The 22,454-nt window shown below is 70.9% G+C and carries 23 protein-coding genes; 20 read left to right on the top strand and 3 right to left on the bottom strand.

Going from position 1 to position 22,454, the window contains the following annotated elements:
- Nucleotides 1-5: 5 nt before the first annotated feature.
- On the bottom strand, nt 6-1,703 hold the full coding sequence (locus ACFYZA_RS11770; protein WP_382594466.1) for a chitinase: 1,698 nt from the start codon (nt 1,701-1,703) through the stop codon (nt 6-8).
- A 438-nt stretch (nt 1,704-2,141) separates the two neighbouring features.
- Between ACFYZA_RS11770 and ACFYZA_RS11765 the strand changes: the two genes are divergently transcribed.
- The 15 genes from ACFYZA_RS11765 to ACFYZA_RS11695 all read left to right on the top strand — a co-directional run bounded on the left by ACFYZA_RS11765 (nt 2,142) and on the right by ACFYZA_RS11695 (nt 14,552).
- Nucleotides 2,142-3,077 (top strand): hypothetical protein, encoded by a 936-nt coding sequence (locus tag ACFYZA_RS11765; RefSeq protein ID WP_388489593.1) that lies wholly within the window; start codon nt 2,142-2,144, stop codon nt 3,075-3,077.
- A 69-nt stretch (nt 3,078-3,146) separates the two neighbouring features.
- On the top strand, nt 3,147-3,854 hold the full coding sequence (gene cpaB, locus ACFYZA_RS11760) for a Flp pilus assembly protein CpaB (protein ID WP_388489591.1): 708 nt from the start codon (nt 3,147-3,149) through the stop codon (nt 3,852-3,854).
- Nucleotides 3,855-3,861: 7 nt separating this feature from the next.
- Nucleotides 3,862-5,100, top strand: coding sequence for a CpaE family protein (locus ACFYZA_RS11755; protein WP_382594458.1), 1,239 nt, complete (start codon nt 3,862-3,864; stop codon nt 5,098-5,100).
- Between the two features lie 98 nt (nt 5,101-5,198).
- A complete protein-coding gene (locus tag ACFYZA_RS11750; protein ID WP_388489588.1) occupies nt 5,199-5,558 on the top strand; it encodes a TadE/TadG family type IV pilus assembly protein in 360 nt (119 codons plus the stop codon).
- 3 nt (nt 5,559-5,561) lie between these two features.
- Entirely contained in the window at nt 5,562-5,960 is a 399-nt protein-coding gene (locus ACFYZA_RS11745) for a pilus assembly protein (RefSeq protein WP_382594452.1), read from the top strand.
- Nucleotides 5,961-5,997: 37 nt separating this feature from the next.
- Nucleotides 5,998-7,335, top strand: coding sequence for a CpaF family protein (locus ACFYZA_RS11740; protein WP_382594449.1), 1,338 nt, complete (start codon nt 5,998-6,000; stop codon nt 7,333-7,335).
- A 73-nt stretch (nt 7,336-7,408) separates the two neighbouring features.
- On the top strand, nt 7,409-8,344 hold the full coding sequence (locus ACFYZA_RS11735; RefSeq protein WP_382594446.1) for a type II secretion system F family protein: 936 nt from the start codon (nt 7,409-7,411) through the stop codon (nt 8,342-8,344).
- Between the two features lie 41 nt (nt 8,345-8,385).
- Nucleotides 8,386-9,279, top strand: coding sequence for a DUF5936 domain-containing protein (locus ACFYZA_RS11730; protein WP_382594443.1), 894 nt, complete (start codon nt 8,386-8,388; stop codon nt 9,277-9,279).
- On the top strand, nt 9,276-10,571 hold the full coding sequence (locus tag ACFYZA_RS11725) for a sensor histidine kinase (RefSeq protein ID WP_388489584.1): 1,296 nt from the start codon (nt 9,276-9,278) through the stop codon (nt 10,569-10,571). The genes ACFYZA_RS11730 and ACFYZA_RS11725 overlap by 4 nt, the downstream gene beginning before the upstream one ends.
- On the top strand, nt 10,568-11,353 hold the full coding sequence (locus ACFYZA_RS11720; RefSeq protein WP_388489581.1) for a response regulator: 786 nt from the start codon (nt 10,568-10,570) through the stop codon (nt 11,351-11,353). The genes ACFYZA_RS11725 and ACFYZA_RS11720 overlap by 4 nt, the downstream gene beginning before the upstream one ends.
- Nucleotides 11,354-11,463: 110 nt before the next feature.
- On the top strand, nt 11,464-11,718 hold the full coding sequence (locus tag ACFYZA_RS11715) for a hypothetical protein (RefSeq protein WP_388489578.1): 255 nt from the start codon (nt 11,464-11,466) through the stop codon (nt 11,716-11,718).
- Between the two features lie 53 nt (nt 11,719-11,771).
- Nucleotides 11,772-12,344, top strand: a complete 573-nt coding sequence (locus tag ACFYZA_RS11710) for a pilus assembly protein TadG-related protein (RefSeq protein WP_388490265.1) — start codon at nt 11,772-11,774, stop codon at nt 12,342-12,344.
- 81 nt (nt 12,345-12,425) lie between these two features.
- On the top strand, nt 12,426-12,974 hold the full coding sequence (locus ACFYZA_RS11705; RefSeq protein ID WP_388489576.1) for a hypothetical protein: 549 nt from the start codon (nt 12,426-12,428) through the stop codon (nt 12,972-12,974).
- A gap of 7 nt (nt 12,975-12,981) precedes the next feature.
- Nucleotides 12,982-13,602, top strand: a complete 621-nt coding sequence (locus ACFYZA_RS11700) for an OmpA family protein (protein WP_382594427.1) — start codon at nt 12,982-12,984, stop codon at nt 13,600-13,602.
- Between the two features lie 185 nt (nt 13,603-13,787).
- Nucleotides 13,788-14,552: a hypothetical protein gene (locus ACFYZA_RS11695; protein ID WP_382594424.1), complete on the top strand. Its 765-nt coding sequence runs from the start codon at nt 13,788-13,790 to the stop codon at nt 14,550-14,552.
- Here ACFYZA_RS11695 and ACFYZA_RS11690 read toward each other — a convergent pair.
- The gene (locus ACFYZA_RS11690; RefSeq protein WP_382594421.1) at nt 14,542-14,916 is read right to left on the bottom strand and encodes a DUF192 domain-containing protein; all 375 of its coding nucleotides are present in this window, start codon (nt 14,914-14,916) and stop codon (nt 14,542-14,544) included. The two genes, ACFYZA_RS11695 and ACFYZA_RS11690, sit on opposite strands and share 11 nt — an antisense overlap.
- Nucleotides 14,917-14,962: 46 nt before the next feature.
- Here ACFYZA_RS11690 and ACFYZA_RS11685 point away from each other — a divergent pair, with 46 nt between their 5' ends.
- From ACFYZA_RS11685 to ACFYZA_RS11675, 3 genes are all read left to right on the top strand, one after another.
- On the top strand, nt 14,963-15,766 hold the full coding sequence (locus ACFYZA_RS11685) for a class I SAM-dependent methyltransferase (RefSeq protein ID WP_100574852.1): 804 nt from the start codon (nt 14,963-14,965) through the stop codon (nt 15,764-15,766).
- An 11-nt stretch (nt 15,767-15,777) separates the two neighbouring features.
- Nucleotides 15,778-17,307: a DUF2079 domain-containing protein gene (locus ACFYZA_RS11680; RefSeq protein ID WP_388489572.1), complete on the top strand. Its 1,530-nt coding sequence runs from the start codon at nt 15,778-15,780 to the stop codon at nt 17,305-17,307.
- Between the two features lie 402 nt (nt 17,308-17,709).
- Entirely contained in the window at nt 17,710-18,387 is a 678-nt protein-coding gene (locus ACFYZA_RS11675) for a hypothetical protein (RefSeq protein WP_388489570.1), read from the top strand.
- 10 nt (nt 18,388-18,397) lie between these two features.
- Here ACFYZA_RS11675 and mgrA read toward each other — a convergent pair whose 3' ends face one another.
- A complete protein-coding gene (gene mgrA / locus ACFYZA_RS11670) occupies nt 18,398-19,435 on the bottom strand; it encodes an L-glyceraldehyde 3-phosphate reductase (RefSeq protein WP_388489567.1) in 1,038 nt (345 codons plus the stop codon).
- A 136-nt stretch (nt 19,436-19,571) separates the two neighbouring features.
- Between mgrA and ACFYZA_RS11665 the strand changes: the two genes are divergently transcribed.
- Both ACFYZA_RS11665 and ACFYZA_RS11660 read left to right on the top strand, forming a co-directional pair.
- A complete protein-coding gene (locus ACFYZA_RS11665) occupies nt 19,572-20,333 on the top strand; it encodes an isoprenyl transferase (protein WP_382594409.1) in 762 nt (253 codons plus the stop codon).
- 447 nt (nt 20,334-20,780) lie between these two features.
- On the top strand, nt 20,781-22,103 hold the full coding sequence (locus ACFYZA_RS11660; RefSeq protein ID WP_100574855.1) for a PhoH family protein: 1,323 nt from the start codon (nt 20,781-20,783) through the stop codon (nt 22,101-22,103).
- Nucleotides 22,104-22,454: the final 351 nt, after the last annotated feature.

The raw sequence follows: 22,454 nt of genomic DNA, 5'->3' as shown, positions 1-22,454 counted from the left end.
GCGGGTTACGGAAGGGCGTGGACGTGCGGACCGACCGAGCCGGACCAGGCGTTGCCCGACTTGGCGTCCCAGTTGGTGGACCAGGCCATCGCGCCGCGCAGGGTCGGGTAGGTCTTCGAGGGCTTGAAGTTGCCGCAGCTCGTGCCCTTGGTCAGGCAGTCGAGCGCCGCGTTCACCACGGACGGCGAGACGTAGCCGCTGCCCGCGCCGGAGGTGGAGGCCGGCAGGCCCAGGCCGACCTGCGAGGGGTCGAGTCCGCCCTGGAGCTGGATGCAGGCGAGCGCGGTCAGGAAGTCCACCGTGCCCTGCGAGTAGACGTTGCCGTCGCAGCCGTTCATCGAACCGCTGTTGTAGTACTGCATGTTGACGACGGTCAGGATGTCCTTGATGTTGAGCGCCGTCTTGAAGTACTCGTTCGACGGGGACTGCATGTCGATGGTCTGCGGGGCCATCGTGATGACGGTCTTGCTGCCGCCCTTCGCGGCGATCGACTTCAACGCCTGTGTCATGTAGGTGGAGTTGAGGCCGTTCTCCAGGTCGATGTCGACGCCGTCGAAGCCGTACGTCTGCATCAGCGAGTAGACCGAGTTGGCGAAGTTGTTCGCCGAGTTGGAGTCGCTCACCGAGACCGTGCCGTTCTGGCCGCCGATCGAGATGATCACCGACTTGCCCGCCGCGTGCTTGGCGGCGATGTCCGCCTTGAACTGGTCGACGGTGTAACCGCCGAGCCCGGCCGAGTCGAGCGTGAAGCTCACCGCGCCCGGGGTGGTCGTGGCGTCCGCGAAGGCGACCGCGATGATGTCGTAGTTCGCCGGCACATCGCTGATCTTCTGGACGGTCGCGCCGTTGTTGAAGTTCTGCCAGTAGCCGGTCACCGCGTGCTTGGGCACGTTGCCGCCGCCGCCCGGGTTGCCGCCGGAGGCCGAGGTGGTGCCGGTCACCGCCGCCGACTTCGGGGACTCGCCCGCCGCGTTGGTCGCGGTCACCTGGAACTGGTACGAGGTCGACGCGCTCAGCCCGGTCACGGCCGCCGAACTGCCCGTCACCGACTGCACCTTGGTGCCGCCCTGGTAGACGTTGTACCCGGTCGCGTTCGACACCGCGCCCCACGACAGGTTCACCGAGGACGAGCTGACCGAGCCGACCGCGAGGCCCGCGGGCGCCGCCGGAATCGTCGGGGCCGGGTCGCCGCCCCCGCCGCCGTCGGGCCCGTACACCGAAATGTCGTCGGCGTAGTACGCGGGCTGGCCGTACCAGCCGTGCGTGTAGATCTGCACCGAGGTGGTGGATGCGCCGGTCTTGAAGGTGGTGGACAGCTGGCTGTAGCCGCTGCCGGTGCCGGGCGTCCAGGTCGAGACGTCGGTGGTGCCGGTGCCGCTCGCGCCGAGGTAGACGTAGCTGCCCTGGACCCAGGCGCTCAGCGTGTACGTCGAGTTGGGCTTCACGGCGACGGTCTGCGAACACTGGGCGGTGTCCGAGCCCGACGGGGTGGCCTTGAGCGCGGAGGTGCCGCCGTGCACGGGGGAGGAGACGGTGGCACCGCTCCCGGCCGAGCAGCTCCAGTTGCCGAGGCCCGACTCGAACCCGGCGTTCTTGGCGTTGTTGACGTCGGCCGCCTGGGCGGTGCCGGCAAGCCCGGCTATGGACAGGGCGCCGGCCGCGGCCACGGCCAGAGCGAGCCTTGCATGTCTCGCGCGGTTCACTTGCTGCCTCCGGGAGGGGAGTGGGGAGGGTGGGGAGTGACGGGACGGGGGAGCAGGACGGGAGGTGGCGGTGGGCGTCGTCCTGGTCGCACAACTTGGTCCAGACCAATTCGGTTGTCAAGACCTCCCGCACGGACCCGCGCCCCCGGCCCCCGCGCCGGCCCCCGCGCCGCTCCCCTCCGAGCCCGGAGGATCAATTCCGGCCGGGGACATGGCCGACTTCGTACGCAACTCCCGTCCCACGCGCACCAAAACCGGCCTCGGAAGCACACAGGAAAGGAGAAGACGGTTCTCCGGCCGGTAGGTCGTGGATAAAGTGCTGATGCAGGTGGGAATTGCAGGGATCAGTTGCGGTCGTGGGGGCTCGCACAGGCTCGCGCACCGCACGGAACGGGGGCCCAAGGTGGCGACCGCGAGCAGCGAACGGGGGCCCGAGACGTGCCGACCGCGATAGCCGTCACCAGCCCCGACCTGGTGCTGGCGCCGACCGACCCGCAGACGCCGCTCGCGGCGCTGCTCCAGTCGCCGGACGCCCAGCCGCTCGACTCCGCACTCGTCGACATGCACCGCCTCCTGGAACAGCACGGCTACGTCATCGCCTTCTATCCGGCGTCAATTCCGGCGGCCCATGAACACCGGCTGCATACCGTTCGGTCGCTTCTCGAAACCGACCGGATCACGCTGATCAAATCCGATCTGCCACCGCTCGGACTCGCCATCCTGGTAAGGCAGTTGAGGCAGCTCTCGGTGTGCGACTTCAGCCCCGGCGTCATCGCCTCGGCGGCCCGGCTGCTGTCCCACTACATCCACACCGGCGCCGTCCTCAACTCCGTGGCCCGCCTTGAGCGGATCCCGGTCGGCCTCACCGCGCACGCCAGGTCCTGGATGCCCGGCAGCCAGTTCGCCGTCGTCGCCAACCCGCGGCCCCAGCTCGTCAAGGTCGGCCAGGCGGCCACCCCGGCCGGGCCGGACTTCGCCTGCGAACTGCTCCTCGCCAGGGGATCCGCCGGCCCCGACTGGATCACCGGCACGCTCGCGCCCGCCTGGGGAATCAAGACCGTGCGGGAGACTGCCCTGCCCGCCGATTCGGCCGCCTGGTGGGGCACCGGCAAGCTGACCGAGTTCGCCGCCTACCTGCCCGACATCGCGGTGCTCTACCAACTCGTCGCCTCCGTACGGCGCGAACAGTGCCGCTGGTGCGCCATGGAGCTCATCGGCGACCGCTGCGGCTTCTGCGCCTCGCACCAGCCGGCCGAGGAGGAGCCCGACCCGCCGCACGCGGCCGCCGCCCTCGGCCCGGTACCCGCATCCGCCTACCGCTCCCGGCCCCTCACCCGGGCCGAGCGCCGCCGCGCCATCGCCCCGGGCCCCTGACCCGACATCCGTCAGCAGCAAGCCACTTGCCCGCTCTGCCCCACGTCAGCGAACGAGGTCGTACGGTCAATGAACTCCCGCCAGCGCCGCGGCATCATCCTTCTCCTCCTCTCGCTCCTGTGTGCCCTGGGCGCGTTCGCCGGGGTGTTCACCGTGATCAGCGACGTGGACTCCAAGGTGGGCCCCGAGGTGACGGCGTACAAACTCAAGGACGACATCGACGCCTACGCACCTTTGAAGGCGGACCAGTTCGCCAGGACGAGCATGCCCAAGCGGTGGCTCTCCCAGGGGGCGGTCACCGATCTGTCGGACGTCATCGGCAAGATGGCCGCCACCCATCTCACCAAGGGCTCGCTGCTCCAGGACGGCATGTTCACCGACCGGCCCCAACTCAGGCCGGGTGAACAGGAGATCGCCATCATGATCGACGCGTCGACCGGGGTCGCCGGAAAGATCAACGGCAACGACAACGTCAACATCTTCGCCACGTTCGCCGCCACCAAGCAGGGTGACACCCCCGAGTCCAAGCTCATCGTGGCGAACGCCCGGGTCATCCAGGTGGGCGCCGTCCAGGCGCTCAACCCGAGCGCCTCGGACAAGAACCAGGCCACCCAGGCCGTCCCGATCACCTTCGCCCTCAGCACCCTGGACGCCCAACGGGTCGCGTACGCCGAGTCGTTCGCCACCCACGTCCGCCTCGCGCTGGTCGGCCGCGGCAACGGCGACAGCACGATTCCGCCCGGTGACCGTACGTACCGGCTCGAAAAGGACCAGTGAGGTGCGGATGACCACCCGAATCCTTCCGGCCGTCTCCGACGCGGACGCCGCCCGATCCGTCACCACCCTGCTCAGCCAGCTCCCCGACGCCGAACCCGCGGTGCCCGTCGGCGACTCGACCCAGCTGCTCGACACCCTGGCCAGGCTCGCGGGCGAGTCCCTCGACGAGCTGCCCGAGGTGGTCCTCGTCCACGAGCGCATCGGCCCGGTCCCGGCCCTCGAACTCATCCGGGAGGTCGCCCTGCGCTTCCCGGCGGTCGGCGTCGTCCTGATCTCCTCCGACGCCGGGCCCGCCGTCTTCTCCGCCGCCATGGACTCCGGCGCGCGCGGCCTGGTCGCGCTGCCCCTGTCGTACGAGGAGCTCGCGGTCCGCGTCCAGGCGGCGGCCCAGTGGTCCGCGGGCGTACGCCGGCACCTGGGCGCGAGCCTCGACGTCTTCACCGGGCCCGGCGGCACCGTCACCACCGTCACCGGGGCCAAGGGCGGCGTCGGCACGACCCTCGTCGCCGTCCAACTCGCCCTCGCCGCACGGGCGTCGGGCCGCACCACCGTGCTGCTCGACCTGGACCTCCAGGCCGGCGACGTCGCCTCCTACCTGGACGTCCAGTTCCGGCGCTCCATCGCCGACCTCGCCGCGATCACCGACATCTCGCCCCGCGTCCTCGCCGACGCCGTCTTCAACCACGAGAGCGGGCTCGCCCTGCTGCTGGCCCCGGGCGAGGGCGAACGCGGCGAGGAGGTCACCGACCGGGCCGCCCGCCAGATCATCGGCGCCCTGCGCACCCGCTACGAGGCCGTCGTCGTGGACTGCGGCACCCAGACGACCGCGGCCAACGCGGCCGCAGTCGAGATGGCCGACGTGGCGCTCCTCGTCACCACCCCGGATGTCATCTCCGTACGCGGTGCCAAGCGGACGGTCCGCATGTGGGACCGGCTCCAGATCCGCAAGGCCGAGGAGACCACCACCGTGGTGAACCGGCACACCCGGAACACCGAGATCCAGCCCCCGCTCGTCCAGAAGATCACCGGCACCCGGGTCGCCCAGAACGCGGTACCGGCCCACTTCAAGGAGCTGCAGTCCGCCGTGGACGCGGGCCGGCTGCACGACCTGGACAACAAGAGCACGGTCAAGCAGGCCGTGTGGGCGCTGGCCGGTGAGATCGGCCTGCTCAAGGCCCCGGAGGGCAGAGCCAAGGCGCGGGCCGCCCGGGGCTCCGGCCTGGTGCTCCGGCGCAGGGGCGGATGATGTCCGCGATGCGCCGGGGGCGTCCGGTGCTGGGGGCTTTCGCGATGCGCCGGGGGCGTCCGGTGCGGGGGATGCGTGGGGTGCGGCCACGGATCCCCGTGGGCGAGCGAGACCGGGGACAGACCGTCATCGAGTTCGTCGGCGTGGTCCCGCTGATCCTGCTGCTCCTCGTCGCCCTGTGGCAGTGCGCCCTGGTCGGATACACCTTCGTCCTCGCGGGCAACGCGGCGGACGAGGGGGCGCGGGCCGGGGCCGCGGCGGAGGGGGACGCGGCGGGCGCGTGCCGGACGGCCGCCCTGCGTGAGGTGCCGTCCTCCTTCGAGGGCGCCGCGGTGTGCGGCGAGTCCGGCGGCGGGATGTACCGGGCCACCGTCACCCTGAAGATGCCCGTCCTGATCCCGGGCGTCCTCAACAGCCTCCCCGTCGACGGCACCGCCGCCCATGTGAAGGAGCGGTGAGCCGTGCGCATCCGTATGCCGAGAGGCCGCGACCGGGGTCAAGTCGCCCTGGAATACATCGGGTTCGTCGCCCTGTTGCTGCTCGTCGGCCTCGCCGCGATCCAGCTCGGGGTCGCCGCGTACGCCGCGAACCAGGCGGGCACGGGGGCACGGGCGGCGGCGCGGGCGGCGACCCTGGACGCGCCACGGGCGGGCGAGCCCGCGCCGGACCCCGTGGCAGCGGGCACGGCCGCGGTCAGCGGCTGGCTCAATCCGCAGGTCACGCCCGCCGGGGGAGGGGGCGACGGCGTGACGTACACCGTCACCGTCAAGATCCCCAGCGTCATCCCCGGCCTGGACGCCGGCTTCTTCGGCACCGCCACCCGGAGCTCCACCATGCCCAAGCTCCGGCAGCAGAACTGATGCGCACGAGCCGACCCGAGAAGACTGGAGACAGGACATGAGTCTGCGGGCACGGATCGCCGCCCCCGAGGAGAGCGGTGCCGGACGCGAGGACGGCCACCTCGTCGCCTCCTACCGGGCCAAGCTCCTGGAGGAGATCGACCTCGCGGAGATGTCGTCCCTCGCCGCCGCCGAGCGCCGGGCCCGTCTGGAACGGGTGCTGGGGCACATCATCAGCCGCGAGGGCCCGGTGCTCTCCACCACCGAGCGGGCCCAGCTGATCCGCCGGGTGGTCGACGAGGCGCTCGGCCTCGGCATCCTCGAACCGCTCCTCGAAGACGCCTCGATCACCGAGATCATGGTCAACGGGCCCGACCAGATCTTCGTGGAGCGCGGCGGCCGGGTCGAGCAACTCCCGCTCCGGTTCGCCTCGCACGAGCAGCTGATGCAGACGATCGAGCGGATCGTGTCGACCGTGAACCGTCGCGTCGACGAGTCGAACCCGATGGTGGACGCCCGGCTGCCGTCCGGCGAGCGCGTCAACGTGATCATCCCGCCGCTGTCCCTGACCGGCGCGACGCTCACCATCCGGCGCTTCCCGAGGTCGTTCACGCTCCAGGAGATGATCACCTTCGGCTCGCTCGACGAGCCCATGCTCCTGTTGCTCGCCGGTCTTGTGCAGGCCCGCTTCAACGTCATCGTGTCGGGCGCCACCGGCACCGGCAAGACCACCCTCCTCAACGCGCTCTCCGGCCTGATCCCGCCGCACGAACGCATCATCACCATCGAGGACTCCGCCGAACTCCAGCTCCAGCAGGCCCACGTCATCCGCCTGGAGGCGCGGCCGCCCAACGTCGAGGGCAAGGGCCACATCTCCATCCGCGACCTCGTCCGCAACTCGCTGCGCATGCGCCCCGACCGGATCGTGGTCGGCGAGGTGCGTGGCGGGGAGTCCCTCGACATGCTCCAGGCGATGTCCACCGGCCACGACGGCTCGCTCGCCACCGTCCACGCCAACAGCGCCGAGGACGCTCTGATGCGGCTCCAGACGCTGGCCTCCATGTCCGAGGTGGAGGTCCCCTTCGAGGCGCTGCACGACCAGATCAACTCGGCCGTCGACGTCATCGTCCAGCTCACCCGGCACGCCGACGGCGCCCGCAAGATCACCGAGATCGCCATCCTGGAGTCGCACGGCCGCGACCCGTACCGCATCACCACCGTCTGCCGCTTCGAGGCCCGGCCGATGGCCGCCGACGGCCGCGTCCACGGCCGCTTCCAGTACTTCCCGCTGCCCCGCCGCGTCGCCGACCGCCTCTACCTCGCCAACCAGCCCGTGCCCCAGGCCTACGGCGTCGCCTCGCACGCCGAACAACTGGCCGTCCGCCACGCCAACTGACGTACTGAAAAGCCAACTTGCCGCTCTCCACGCCACTGGCCGCCCACTACCCCAACCGACAGGGAACGCGCAGATGAACCTCTCCTTCCTCACGCTCGGCGTCACCCTGCTCGCCGGGGTGCTGGCGGTCCTGGGGCTGCGCTCCTACGGGGCGGGCCGCGCCCAGCGCGAAGCCCTCATCGACCGGCTCAGCAACCCCGGCGCCCAGCACGCACCCGGCCGGAACCGCCCGTTCCGTGGGGTGGACCGAAGGCTGCGCGGTACGAAGCTGGGCCGCCGCATCGAGCTGAAGCTGGCCGCGACCGGCCTCGATCTGACCCCCGGCGAGTTCTTCGTGTACATGCTGGCCGGGGTGGCCGCGCTGTGGCTGATCGCCGCGTCCGTCCTCGCGTCCTTCTTCGGCCCGCTCGCCGGTCTCGCCGCGCTGTGGGGCGCCAACTCCTTCCTCAACTGGCAGCGCCAGAAGCGCATCGAGCGCTTCATCAACCAGCTGCCCGAGCTGTCCCGCATCCTCGCCAACGCCACCCAGGCGGGCCTCGCCCTGCGCACCGCGATCGCCATGGCGGCCGAGGAGATGGAGGCCCCGGCGGGCGAGGAACTGGGCCGGGTCACCGACCGGCTGGCCGTGGGCGAGTCCCTCGAAGACGCGCTCGGCGAGATCGCGGAACGCCTGCCCTCGCGCGAACTGGTCGTCCTGGTGACGACATTGGTGCTCGCCAACCGCGCGGGCGGCACCGTCGTCAGCTCGCTGCGCAACCTGACCACCACCCTGGAGGAGCGCAAGGAGACCCGGCGCGAGGTGCGCACCACACTGGCCCAGGTGACCGTCACCGCCTACGCCGTACCCGGCTTCGGGATAGCCGCGCTGCTCATGCTGAACGCGGTGATGCCGGGCGCCCTCGACCGCATGACCGGCGCCTTCCTCGGCCAGGCGGCGGTCCTGGTCTCGATCGCCCTGTACGCCCTCGGGTTCATCGTGGTCCGCCGGCTGTCCCGCATCGACGTATGAGCCCGAGCCGAAGAGGTTGAAGAGAGGGGAGTGAGCGACACATGGGACTGCTCTTCGCGGCCCTGATGGGCCTGAGCGTGTACGGGATGTTCCTCGGCATCCGCATGTACCGGGCCGAGGTGAAGCTCCCGAGCGACCTCTCGGTGGCCCTGGAGGTGGGCGCGACGCGCACCACGGCAGTCGGCTCGGCCGTCGACCGGCTCGGCATGCGCTGGGCGCCCGCCGTGCTGCGGATGATGGGCCCGGACCGGGTCGCGAGGAAGCGCCGCCAGATCGACCTCGCGGGCAACCCGGGCGGCCTCACCGTCGACCGGTACGCGGCCCGCCGCGCGGTGTACGGGCTGCTCGGCGCGGCGGCCGCGCTGCTCATGCTGCTCGAAGGGCACTGGATCATCGCCCTGGTGATGGTGGCCTTCGCCCTGTTCTGGGTGGAGGTCGGCATCTGGTCGGCGGTCCGGGTGCGCCGCGACCACATCGAACGCACCCTGCCCGACTTCCTCGACGTCCTCGCCGTCGTGGTCAGCGCGGGCCTCGGCTTCCGCCAGGCACTCGACCGCGTGGCCGACAAGTACGAGGGGCCCTGGTCGGACGAACTGCGCATCACCCTGCGCCAGATGGACATGGGCGTCAGCCGCCGGCAGGCCTTCGAGGAGCTGCGCAAGCGCAATGACTCCGAGCAGGTCGCGATGTTCGTGACCGCGCTCCAGCAGGGCGAGGAGCTGGGCGCGCCCATCGTGGACACCCTGATAGCGATCGCCGCCGACATGCGCCGCACCGACGCGCAGAACGCCCGCCGCAAGGCGGCCCGCGCGGTCCCCAAGGCCACCTTCGCCGTGACGACCTTCCTGCTGCCGGGCACCCTGATCCTGCTCAGCGTGGGCTTCGTGTACGGAGCCAACCTGGACTTCGGGGGCTTCCTGGGAGGCCCCAAGTGACCCTGCAACTGGCCGTCGGCGCAAGGGGGTTGGGGATGCCACTGCTCCGCCGAGGGGTGGCGGAGCCGGTGCCGCCGCCCACCCTCACCCTGCAGATCAACGCCCTCCAGGCGATGTGCCGCCAGGTGTTCGGCTTCCGCCTCGCGATGATCGCCACGGGCGCCCCCTTCGCGCTGGCCGGCGCGGCACAAGGAGCGCCCGGACTGCTGGTGGGCGCGGCGGTCCTGGTCACGTTCATGGGCTCGTACGTCCTGTTCCGCGACTGGGAGCGCTTCGGCCCGCTGCTCCTCAACCACCCCTGGCTGCTGGCGGTCGACGCGGTCTTCGGCGCGCTGCTGCTGATCACGGCGACCCCGGAGTCCTCCCTCGGCTACGTCACCACCTGCACCCCGCTCCTCGCCGGCCTGGTCTACGGCTGGCGCGGCGCGGGCCTCTTCGCGGGCCTCCAGGTCGCGATCCTGACCCTGGTGTACGCCACCGGCCCCCGCCACCAACTCGCGGACGCCTCGGCCCTGTTGCTGCCGGGCTTCTGCGTGATAGCCGGCGCGCTGGGCGTCACCATCCGCAATCTGCTCTTCCGTTTCGGCGCCGCGAGCCAGGCCCTCACGGAGACCCGGGCGCGGCTCGCCGTGCACGACGCGGTCGAGGAGGAGCGGGCCCGTCTCGCCCGCGACCTGCACGACTCGGTGGCCAAGACGCTGCACGGCCTGGCCCTGGCCGCCGACGGACTGGCGGCCTCCGCCGACCGGATGGACCCGCCCGCCCTGCGCCACCGCGCCGAACTGGTGGCACGGGCCGCGCGCCGGGCGGCGGCGGAGTCCCGCGAACTCCTGGGCGACCTGCGGCGAACCCCGGGCGAGATCGACGTGACCCATGAACTGGCCTCACTGGCAAGCGACTTCACCCACCGAACCGGCATGCGGACGGAGTGGCGAGTGCTGGGCGGGCAAGCGGCACCGATGCTCCCGGCGGGGGTGGCCCGTCAGCTCCTGGCGATCGCGAGCGAGGCCCTGGACAACGCCCACCGGCACGCGGGCCCGGCCCGCATCCGGGTGTCGGCGGGTGTCGAGGGCGCCCTGTTCCGCCTCAGCGTCCAGGACGACGGCCGGGGCCTGCCGCCCGGCACCACCCTCGACGACCTGAGACGCGCGGGCCACTTCGGCCTGGTGGGCATGGTGGAACGCGCGGCGGCGATCGGCGCGCGGATCAGGGTGGGGCGGGGAAGCGGCCCAGGCGGCACGGAGGTACGCGTGGAACTGCCGTGGAGCGCGGCCGAGTCGGGGGAGTCATGACGGAAACGGAACGAGGCGGCACCGTGCCGAACGCGGACGCGACGTGCGCCCCGGACCGTGGCGGGACGCCGCTGCGGATCGTCATCGCGGACGACAACCCGGTGGTGCGGGCGGGCCTGACCGCGCTGCTGCACGGCCGCGAGGACATCGAGGTGGCGGCGGAGGCGACGGACGGCCACGAGGCGTACGAGGCGGCGCTGCGCCACCGCCCGGACGTGATCCTCCTCGACGTGCGCATGCCGGGCGTCGACGGCATAACGGCACTGCCGCACCTGGTGGTCCTTGCACCTGTAATGATGCTGACGTACAGCCGCGAGAGCGAGATCGTGCGGGAGGCGTTGCGGCTCGGCGCCGGGGGGTACCTGGTCCACGGAGAGTTCACGGCGGATGAACTCACCGCAGCGGTAAGGGGAATGGCGCACGGCAGGCCCGTCTTCACCGTCACGGCGGCGAACACTCTGCTCGCCCATGTGCGCGAGCAACCGGACCGGCCGACAGCCATTTCCGCAGAACCCCTTTCGCAACTGCAACCGGTTGTGGCACAGTCTTCAACTGGACGGCGTGCGGTGTCCATGCGCAACAGGGAAGACTTCAGGCTGAGTTCGCGGGAGGCCGAGGTGATGGAGTTGATCGCGGCGGGCATGAGCAATCAGCAGATCGCGGCCACGTGCTTCATCAGCGAGAAGACGGTCAAGAACCACATCAACCGCATCTTCGCGAAGCTGCACAGCGCGACCCGCAGCGAGGCGATCGCCCGCTGGCTGGGGGTGCGCCATGCGTAACCCCCGCATTTGGGCCCGCATTTGGGCCCCTGGACCCTCGGTGGCCCCCCCGGCCCCGGCCTACGTTCCCGGTGACGTACGCGATGCCGCAACCGGAGGAGAGCCGCGAGATGCCGCAGGACACGCTGCTGAGGACCGCCGTCGCCGCGCAGCTGCGCGTACGCGACTGGCGGGACACCGCCATCACCCGGGCCCGCGCCCGGTACGCCTCCGGGGAGCGGGACCGGGGGCAGACGTCGTTCGAGTATCTGGGGATCATTTTGGTGGTGGTGGCGATCATCGGCGGGATCATGGCGACCGGGATCGGCACGTCCATCACCAACAAGATCAAGGAGCAGATCGACAAGATCAAGGCCGGCGGCTGATCGCGGATCTTCGCCAGGACCGAGGGCAGGCCTTCCCCATCTACGTCGTGATGGTGGCGGGCTTGCTCTTTCTTGCGTTCGCTTTCTTCGCTGTGGGCCAGGCCTCGGCGACCCGCAACGGGGCTCAGGGCGCGGCCGACTCGGCGGCTCTCGCCGCTGCGCAGCGCGCCCGCGAGGAACTGGGCCCGAAGGTTCTGGCGGCGCTGACCACGCCCGGCGGCCTCGACGGCTTCTTCAATGACAGCCTCGTCCTCGCGGATGCGCACGCCGAGGCCGTGAGCTTCGCGGCGAGGAACCACGCCGACCTGATGACGTTGGTGCCGCAGTCCGGCGGCATGGGCCGGTTTAAGTTCACGGCAAGCGTCCAGACCAAGTACACGGTGGGTGAATCGGTGATCCCGGGCACCGGGCAGGAGCACGGCACCGCCACCGCCACCGCGATGATCGAGCTGCGGTGCGGGCTGCCGCCCGGGAGTGGCGACGACACCGGTCCGACACCCACGCCGACGCCGGCGCCCACGTCTGGGCCGGCGCCTCCTGTCACGATCACGTGCGACGGCAAGGACCTGCCCACCGATCCCTTGCCCGCTCCGGAAGAGTTGTTCGCAGTGAAACTGGTCGACTGACCTCAAGTGACGAGCAGAGGAAAGACACCGATGAGCGTTCGGCATGCGTTGAGGGCCCGTAGGGGGGCGGCGGCGGCAGCGATGGCTGTGGCCCTGGCGTTGGCTGTCGGCGGATGCGGCAGCGACAGCAAGGACGGCAAGTCCGGTACGGCGAGCAGCAGTTCGCAGTCCAAGGGTGGTTCCGGGGGCGGCCAGCAGACGGGTTCCTCCTCGCCCAGGACCGATCCGACGATCAAGCTCGCGGAGTCCACGGGCCAGGGCGGGATCGTCCTCACCATCAACAGCGTGGCACGCGATTCCGGCGGATTCGTCACGGTGTCCGGTCAGCTGAAGAACCCCGGCTCGGAGAACTTCGTCGACACGTCCGGCTGGGTCGGTACCGAGAAGGACGTACTGGCCAGCGGTGACTCGGTGGCCGGGGCGACACTGATCGACAAGGTCGGCAAGAAGCGTTACTACGTGCTGCGCGACACGGGCGGGAAGTGCCTCTGCACGATGGGGATCGTAGGAGTGAAGGCGGGCCAGACCGTCCCGTTCTTCGCCCAGTTCCCCGCTCCCCCCACCGGCACCAAGGACGTCGACTTCCAACTCCCGACCTTCCCCACCATGACCGTCCCCGTCTCCGGGTGATCACCACATGACCAGAACCCGGCACGCAGCCGTAGCGATCGCCGCCGCGCTAGTCCTGGCCGCCGGCGGCACCACCTCGTACGCCGACGAGACGCCGAGCAGCCCCCCACTGCCCGGCACCGAGGCGACCACCGACCCCTCGGTGAAGGTCGACGGGACCTCGCCGAACCTGAAGCTCCCCGAGGGCGGCACGCTCGCCGCGCCCAAGGTGTTGGACATCAAGTCGATCGTCGAGGACCAGGGCGGCGAGGAGCGCCGCTCGGACACCAACACCAGCGTGACGTTCGCGCTCCAGGCGGAGGTGCTGTTCGCGATGGACAGCGCCGCGCTCTCGCCCGACGCCAACGACCGCATCCAGGGCATCGCCGCCGAGATCAAGAAGCAGAAGGCGACGAACGTCCGCGTCTTCGGCTTCACCGACAACCTCGGCACGCACGAGCATGGCGTGGTCCTGTCCAAGGAGCGCGCCGACGCCGTGCAGAAGGCCCTCTCGCTGTCCCTCGGCCCCGACGTCACCTTCGAGATCCGCGGCTACGCCGAGGACTACCCGATCTCCGACAATTCGACGGAGGACGGCCGCAAGAAGAACCGCCGCGTGGAGGTCAGCTTCACCCGCAGCGGCGGGTAGCGGTCGGCGGGACCGGTCAACTGGCGCCTGAAAGCGCTGAGTTGTCCGGTGCGTTAGGGGACCCCCAGCCCGGGTAACCGGGTCAGGGCGGCGGCGGGGCCGTGCTCCGGCGGGGCGTCGGGGGAGGGAAAAAGGGCGGGGCGGGACCCAGCCAATCCACAGGAGTCGTTGTTACGGTGCTGGGTATGAAGCCAAGGCTGCTACGGAGCCGTGCGGCGACGGCCGGGGTGTGTCTGGTCGCCCTCGCCGCCGCGGCGGGGTGCGGGCCCGGCGGTGCCGGTGGCAAGGGTGCCGAGGGTGCGGAGGGTTCCGTGCGGGACACCCCGGCAGCACCCGCCGCCAGCGGTTCCTCGCAGGTGAAGGCGGCCGCCGGGGGGCTCAGCCGGGACGAGCTCGCCGAGGCCGCGCTCGTGACCGGCGACGTGAAGGACTTCTCGGCCGAACCGCTGGAGGGCGGCACCCCCACCGGAAGCTCCCGGACAGCCAAGGCCGAGTGCATGCCCTTTGTCGCCGTCATCAACGGCACGCCCGACCCCGCGCCCTCCGCGACCGTCTACCGGCGCCTGGTGAACGCGACCGAGGACGGGCAGGCCGACCAGACCGTCGTCACCGAGGTGCTCGGCGCCCACCCCTCCGGCGCGAACGAGGTGCTGCCCCGGCTGCGTACCGCCATCGAGGACTGCGCCGACGGGTTCAAGACCAAGGGCGGGGACCTGGAGCCCAGCGAGTTCACCGAGGTCAAGGAGCTGCCCGCGCCGAAGGCGGGCGACGACGCGGTCGCGTACGAGCTGATGGGCACGGCACAGGGCGACCCCGTGCCGATGGTGTTCCTGGTGGTGCGGAGCGGGACCACGGTCGTGACGTACTACGCGGTCGACGTCACCGGCGACGACACGCCCCAGATTCCGCCGGAGCTCGCCGTTGCGCAGGCGGCCAAGCTCAAGTCCTGAGATCCTGACCGGTCGCGACGGCGACCGTCACCCCCGGCCGCAGGCCCCACGCGGCCATCGCGCCCGCCTCCGCCTCAAGGACGTACCGGGCCCGCGGCCGGATCGCGCCGAGGCGGCCCGGGCGCATCGTGCGGACCGCGATCACCCGTAGCCGGCGGTCCAGATGGGCCACGTCGATCGCGAAGCGCATCCGGAAGGTGTGCACACTGCTCGCCGGGGTGAGGAGGATCGCGCCCGTGATGCCGTCCCGGCCGAGCAGGCCCCGCGTACGGGCCCGATAGGACGCCGCGATCTCCAGCGGGACCGGCTCCCCGGCGCCGTCGAGCACACTCAACTCGCCCGTTCCGTCCCTCCATCGGCCCATGGATAAACGGTAGTGGCTCACGGGGCCGCCGCGTAGGGTCCGCAACATGGGCCGAAACATCAGGAACCACAACAACCGCCCCTTCGAGGAACTGATCGACGAGGCCGCGTCCGTCTCCGTCGACGGCTGGGACTTCTCCTGGCTCGACGGCCGGGCGACCGAAGAGCGGCCGTCCTGGGGGTACGCCCGCTCGATGGCCGGGCGGATGGCGAAGGCCACCGCCGCCCTCGACGTCCAGACCGGCGGCGGCGAAGTCCTCGCCGCCGTGCCCCAGCTGCCCCCGCTCGCCGTCGCGACGGAGGGCTGGCCGCCGAACGTCGCCCGCGCCACCGGCCTGCTCCACCCGCGCGGAGTGGCGGTCGTCGCCGACGAGGACAAGCCGCCGCTGCCGTTCGCCGACGGCGCCTTCGACCTGGTCGTCAGCCGTCATCCCGTCACCACGTGGTGGTCGGAGATCGCCCGCGTCCTCTCCCCGGGCGGCACGTACTTCTCCCAACAGGTGGGCCCGGCAAGCGTGTTCGAGCTCGTCGAGTACTTCCTGGGACCGCAGCCGCCGGAGGTGCGCGGCGGCCGCGACCCCGGCAAGGCGCGCAAGGAGGCCGAGAGTGCCGGGCTCGAAGTCGTCGACCTGCGGCTCGAAAAGCTGCGGACGGAGTTCCTGGACATCGGCGCAGTCGTCTACTTCCTGCGCAAGGTGATCTGGATGGTCCCCGGCTTCACCGTCGAGGAGTACCGCGACCAGTTGAAGGCGCTGGACGAGCAGATCCGTACCGAAGGCCCCTTCGTCGCGCACACGACACGCTTCCTGATCGAGGCGCGGAAGCCGCTGAGGCCCACGCGCGCTGCTTAGCATCGGGGCATATGGGGACAATCGCCGATCAAAGGGTAGGGCGGGGCGCACGGTCGCCGAGCACGCTCGTACCCGTCATCTTCCGCATCCCGCGCGTACGCATCGGCCGGCCCGCCCTCCTGTGGTGGGGGTGGGCCGCCGCGCTTTTCCTGCTGTACGCCACCATCTCGGCCCGCCGCCAGGCGCTGGTCCGCACCACCGGCTACGACCTCGGCATCTTCGAGCAGGCCGTCCGCGCGTACGCCCAGCTGCGCGCCCCCGTCGTCCCGCTGCGCGGCGACGGCTTCAACCTCCTCGGCGACCACTTCCACCCGGTGCTCGCCGTCCTCGCCCCCCTCTACCGCGTCGCCCCCTCCCCGTACACGCTGCTCGTGGCCCAGGCCGCGCTGCTCGCGCTCGCCGTGGTGCCGCTCGCCCGGCAGGCCGCGCGGGTCCTGGGCCGCCGGGCCGCCCACGTCGTGGCGTGCGGATACGGGCTGAGCTGGGGCATCGCCTCGGCGGTCGGGTTCGACTTCCACGAGGTGTGCTTCGCGGTCCCGCTGGTGTCCTACGCCCTCGAAGCGCTGGCACGGCGCGACTGGCGGCGCGCGATCGCCTGGGCGGTGCCGCTGCTCCTGGTCAAGGAGGACCTCGGCCTCACGCTCGCCGCGATCGGCGCGTACGTGGCCTGGCGCGGTCCGCGCCGTCTCGGCATCGTGGCCGCCGTACTCGGCCTGGTGGGCAGCGCGCTCGAATTCAAGGTCCTGATGCCGTACTTCAACCCGGCGGGCACCTACGCGCACGCCGCGAACCTCGCGCCCGGCCACCACTCGCTGCTCACCACGCTCGCCCTCGCGCCGCTCGACGCGGTGCGCCCCGAAGTGAAGGCGACCACGCTCGTCCTCGTCTTCGCTCCGGCCGCGCTCATCGCGCTGCGCTCGCCGCTCGCCCTGATCGCGGTGCCCACGCTCGGCTGGCGGATGCTGTCCACCAACGCCTTCCACTGGGGAACGGCCTTCCACTACTCGGCCGTCCTGATGCCGGTCGTGTTCGCCGCCCTCATCGACGCGCTGCGGCCGTACGCCGCCGCCGACGACCCGCTCGCCCGTCGTCACGTACGGGCCTCGCTCGCCACGGTGGCGGCGGTGACGCTGATCCTCGTCCCGTCCTTCCCGCTCGCCCAGATCGCCCACCGCTCCACCTGGCGCAGCGCCCCGCACGTCACGGCCGTACGCGAACTGCTGCGCCGCATCCCCGACGGCGCGACCGTGGCGGCCTCCAACCGCCTTGTCCCGCAACTGACTTCGCGCACCGCGGTCGCCCTGTTCCCGACCTTCCCGGTGCGCTGGACGCTGTACTCCACGGACGGTCCGATCCCGGCCCCCACGGCCCAGTGGATCGTCTACGACCGCGTCCCCCCGGAGTCCTGGCCCTACCCGCCCGGCCCCTGGCCCTACCCGGCCCCCCGGCAGGAGCAGGAGTACGCCGCCGCGCTCGCGCGGTACGGATACGTACGGGTGGCGGAGGCGGACGGCGTCTCGCTGCTGCGCCGGGGAGGCTGACGTCCGCTCGGCGGGTGGGCCCTCGCGGTAAGCGCTCTCGTGTACGGGACGGCATCGGACGGTCACGCGGAGCTGTCCCGCTTGGGCCAGTGGGGTGAAGCACACGCGGAGCGGATTTCCGCCCCCGAAGCGCGCCCGCGAGCGCGCTCACGACCCCGCGGCGACCCCTCTGACCTGCACGGTCAAGGTCGATCCCGGAGTCGTGGTCACCCCTGAGGGGGACCGCTGAACCGTACTGGCCCGGTTTCGGAGCGTAGTTCTGGAGCGCCGTGGCACCCAGCATCACTTACGAAGGGTTATGGTGGAAACCCCCCCTCGGGCCGGTCCGTATCCCCCCCACGGACCGGCCCGTTTTTTCTTCACGGGGCTGTTCTCCACGGGGCTTGGCTAAGGTTCTGGATCATGTCCGACCAGCAGCCCGCACCCCAGACTCCCCAGCCGCAGAACCTTCCGCCGCAGCCCTCATGGGGCCCGCCGCAGCAGCCCGGCCCCTACCCGCCTCCCGCGCCGGGCCCGTACCAGCAGCCGGCGCCGGGCCCGTACCAGCAGCCCGTGTACGGCCAAGTCCCGTACCAGCAGCCTCAGTTCGGACAGGCCCCGCAGTCGCAGCCCGGCTACGGGCAGCCCCCTTACGGTCAACTCCCTCATCCCCAGGCGCCGTACGGATACGGGCAGCCGTACGGAACCGGTGTGCCGCAGTCCATGCCCGGCGGGGTGCGGGCCGCGCAGGTGGTCGTCTTCGCCATGTGCGGGTTCAGCGCGCTCGGCTCGGTGGTCATGGGCGCGGCCGGCGGCGCGGAGGCGGCGGGCTACATGATCGGGGCGAACCTGTTCGGCTGGGTCCTGCTCGTGTTCGCGTTCCTCTTCGGCGGCGGACGCGGCGGGGTACGGGTCAGCGCGATCGTGTTCGCGAGCCTGCAGATCCTCGCCGGTCTCGGCGCCATCGGCGGCGGCCGCCCGGCCGGAGCGCTCGGGGGGCTCGCCTCGATAGCGGTCGTGGTGCTGCTCAGCCAGCGCTCGGCGGGCCAGTGGTTCGGCCGGCCGCGCACCCCCGACCCGGGGCAGGGGTACGCGGCCTGAGCCGGGTGGGTCAGCTGCGGCCGGCCCAGATGTTGGTGCCCTCGGTGTCCACGGCGAAGGCGTCGATCTCCTTCAACTCCGCGTCGGTGAGCGCCAGTCCGGCCAGCGCCGCCACGTTCTCCTCCAGCTGCTTCACGCTGGACGCGCCGATGAGCGCGGAGGTCATGCGCGGGTCGCGCAGTACCCAGGTGAGGGCCAGCTGCGCGAGCGACTGGCCGCGCCGCGAGGCGATGTCGTTCAGGCCGGCCAGACGGCGTACGACCTCGTCGCTCAGCAGGTTCGGGTCAAGGGACTTGCCCTGGCTCGCGCGCGAGCCCTCCGGGATGCCCTTGAGGTACTTGCCGGTGAGCAGGCCCTGGGCGAGCGGCGCGAAGGAGATGCAGCCCATGCCGGCCGTCTCCAGGGTGTCGAGCAGGGCGTCCTGTTCCGTCCAGCGGTTGATCATCGAGTACGACGGCTGGTGGATCAGGGCCGGGACGCCCATCTCCTTCAGGAGGCGGGCGGCCTCGGCGGTCTGCTCGCTGTTGTAGGAGGAGACGCCCACGTAGAGCGCCTTGCCCTGCTGGACGGCGGACGCGAGCGCACCCATCGTCTCCTCCAGGGGGGTCTCCGGGTCGAAGCGGTGCGAGTAGAAGATGTCGACGTAGTCCAGGCCCATGCGGTTCAGGGAGGCGTCGAGCGAGGACAGCAGGTACTTGCGCGAACCCCACTCGCCGTAGGGGCCGGGGTGCATCAGATAGCCGGCCTTGGTGGAGATGACGAGCTCGTCCCGGTAGGGGGCGAAGTCCTGGCCGAAAATCTTGCCGAAGTTGAGCTCGGCCGAACCGGCCGGCGGCCCGTAGTTGTTCGCCAGGTCGAAGTGGGTGATGCCCAGGTCGAAGGCGCGGCGCAGGATCGCACGCTGGGAATCCAAGGCGCGGTCGTCACCGAAGTTGTGCCACAGGCCGAGCGAGACGGCGGGAAGCTTGAGGCCACTGCGGCCGGTGCGGCGGTACTCCATGGAGTCGTAGCGGTCGGCGGCGGCGTGGAAGCGGAGCGATTCAGTCACGTTTCCCTGCTTATCACGGACTTGTGACAGACCGAGTTGGGCCGCCGTGACCCGTCCGCAGTACTGTGCTTTCCCTGGGGCGGCCGGAGTGCGGGGCGGCGGCGGGCCCCCGGAAGGCAACGAGAGGGTGGAATCGGTGAGTTTGCGCGACCTGGTGTACAGGCTCTATGCACGCCGGGTGGAAGGCCGCCTCGACCACGAGCAGGTGCCCAAGCACATCGGCGTCATCCTGGACGGCAACCGGCGCTGGGCCAAGGCCTCCGCTCGCAGCCTCGAGCAGGGCCACCAGGCCGGTGCAAGCAAGATCCAGGAACTGCTCGGCTGGTGTGCCGAGACGGACGTCGAGGTCGTCACCCTCTGGCTGCTCTCCACCGACAACCTGGACCGCCCCGAGGACCAGTTGACCCCGCTGCTCGGCATCATCGAGGACGCGGTGCGGGATCTGGCGGCGGACGGCCGCTGGCGGGTGCACCACGTGGGCAACGCGGATCTGCTGCCCGGGCACACCCAGGCGGTGCTCAAGGAGGCCGAGCAGGCCACGCACGACATCGACGGGATACTGGTCAATGTCGCCGTCGGCTACGGCGGGCGCCAGGAGATCGCGGACGCGGTCCGGTCGTTGCTGCTGGAGCACGCGGCGAAGGGGACGTCGTTCGAGGAGCTCGCGGAGATCGTCGACGTCGAGCACATCTCGGAGCACCTGTACACGCGGGGGCAGCCCGATCCCGACCTCGTGATCCGCACGAGTGGTGAGCAGCGGCTCTCCGGCTTCATGCTGTGGCAGTCGGCCCACTCCGAGTACTACTTCTGCGAAGTGTTCTGGCCGGCCTTCCGCAAGGTCGACTTCCTCCGTGCCCTGCGCGACTACGCGGCGCGGCACCGGAGGTACGGCACCTGAGACCCTGCCGAGCGCCGGCGGCCGTCCGCAGACCGTGCACGGCTGGTCGCGCAGTTCCCCGCGCCCCTGGCAGGACCGGTGCTGGGCCACCTACAGCCTGTCATGGGGGTCCCCCAGGACACGAGGCTCAGCCCACTCACACCCCCGGAGGGTCTCGGGAAGGGGCGGGGCGGGGAGAACCCAGGCATATGACGGGGCATGGCTTCGCGTGTTCGAGGGCATAACCCACCCAGGTCGACGTCCGGTCCACGGACGCCGTATCTCAGTGAGCGGCAGCAGCGCCGCTCGCCCGGGAGGCCCTTTGCACCAGGACGACCGCGCACCGCGCGCGGGCGACGTGGAGGGCCGGAGCTCGGCCCGCGCAGCGCGGTCGAAGCCCGGTCCCCGTTTCCGCGACGCCGTCGCACCCCGATCTCATGCGCCTCTTACGAGGGGGTACGTCCTTCCGTGGTGACCAGCACAAAGCGCCGCATGCCCGACCGGCGCACCTACGTCCTCGACACCAGCGTCCTGCTGGCCGACCCCAACGCGATGACCCGGTTCGAGGAGCACGAAGTGGTGCTCCCCATCGTCGTGGTCACGGAGCTGGAGGCCAAGAGGCACCATCCCGAGCTCGGTTACTTCGCCCGGCAGGCACTGCGCCTGCTGGACGACTTCCGGGTCCGGTACGGACGTCTCGACGCCCCCATCCCGATGGGCGAGCTAGGCGGCACCCTCCGTGTCGAGCTGAACCATTCCGATCCCGGCGTACTGCCCGCCGGCTACAGGTTGGGGGACAACGACTCCCGCATTCTCGCCGTGGCCCGCAATCTCCAGGCGGAGGGGTTCGACGTCACCGTCGTCTCCAAGGACCTGCCGCTGCGGATCAAGGCGTCGTCGGTCGGTCTGCTCGCCGAGGAGTACCGCGCCGAACTGGCCATCACCGACTCCGGTTTCACCGGCATGGCCGAACTGCCGCTGAGCGGCGAACAGGTCGACCTGCTCTTCGAGGAGGAGACGCTCTACGTTCCGGAGGCCGCCGAGCTTCCCGTCCACACCGGGCTCGTGCTGCTCTCCGAGCGCGGCAAGGCGCTCGGGCGGGTCTCGCCGGACGGCAACGTCAAGCTGGTGCGGGGCGACCGCGAGGCGTTCGGCATCCACGGCCGCAGCGCCGAACAGCGGATCGCGCTCGACCTGCTGCTCGACCCCGAGATCGGGATCATCTCGATGGGCGGCCGGGCCGGCACGGGCAAGTCGGCGCTCGCGCTCTGCGCGGGCCTGGAAGCGGTCCTGGAGCGCAGGCAGCACAAGAAGGTGATGGTCTTCCGGCCGCTGTACGCGGTGGGCGGACAGGAACTCGGCTATCTGCCGGGCTCCGAGGCCGAGAAGATGGGCCCCTGGGCCCAGGCCGTCTTCGACACGCTGTCCGCGGTGACCAGCCGTGAGGTCATCGAGGAGGTCACCTCGCGCGGCATGCTCGAAGTCCTGCCGCTCACTCACATCCGGGGCCGTTCGCTGCACGACGCCTTCGTGATCGTGGACGAGGCGCAGTCGCTGGAACGGAACGTACTGCTGACCGTTCTGTCCCGGATCGGGGCCAATTCGAGGGTGGTGCTCACTCATGACGTGGCCCAGCGCGACAACTTGAGGGTCGGTCGGTACGACGGTGTCGTGGCGGTCGTCGAAAAGCTGAAGGGACACCCGCTGTTCGCGCATGTCACCCTCACCCGGTCCGAGCGTTCGCAGATCGCCGCCCTGGTGACCGAAATGCTGGAGGACGTCTCGATCTGAGGCGGTAAGCACGAGTTGGCGCCGTCCGGCGAGCGCAGCAGCGTAGCCGGGCGGCGCCTTCGTGTGCGTGCGATTGGAAAAAACTACTGGGGTGAACGAGGTGTGAGGTTTAACACGCAACGGGGAATTGCCTTGCGGCGTCGGCTTCCGGCAGAGTCTTGGATCCGTCAGGCCCCGCATACGGCACCCCTGTATCCGGGTACCCCGGTACCCACGCAACTCAATAGCCGAGCCGTATGCCGCCCGCGCATCACGCGGCACTTCCCGCAAGGGAGTTGCCCATCGGGTCAGTTCCTCCCGTGACCCAGTAGTTGGGAGGAGAGAGCCAGGGGCACGATTGCGTCCGCGAGG

Origin of the sequence: Streptomyces sp. NPDC001828 (assembly GCF_042892175.1) — a bacterium.
In the GTDB taxonomy this organism is placed as follows: Bacteria; Actinomycetota; Actinomycetes; order Streptomycetales; family Streptomycetaceae; genus Streptomyces.
The sequence above is the reverse complement of the archived record's forward strand: the minus strand, read 5'-3'. Positions and strand labels throughout refer to the sequence as shown.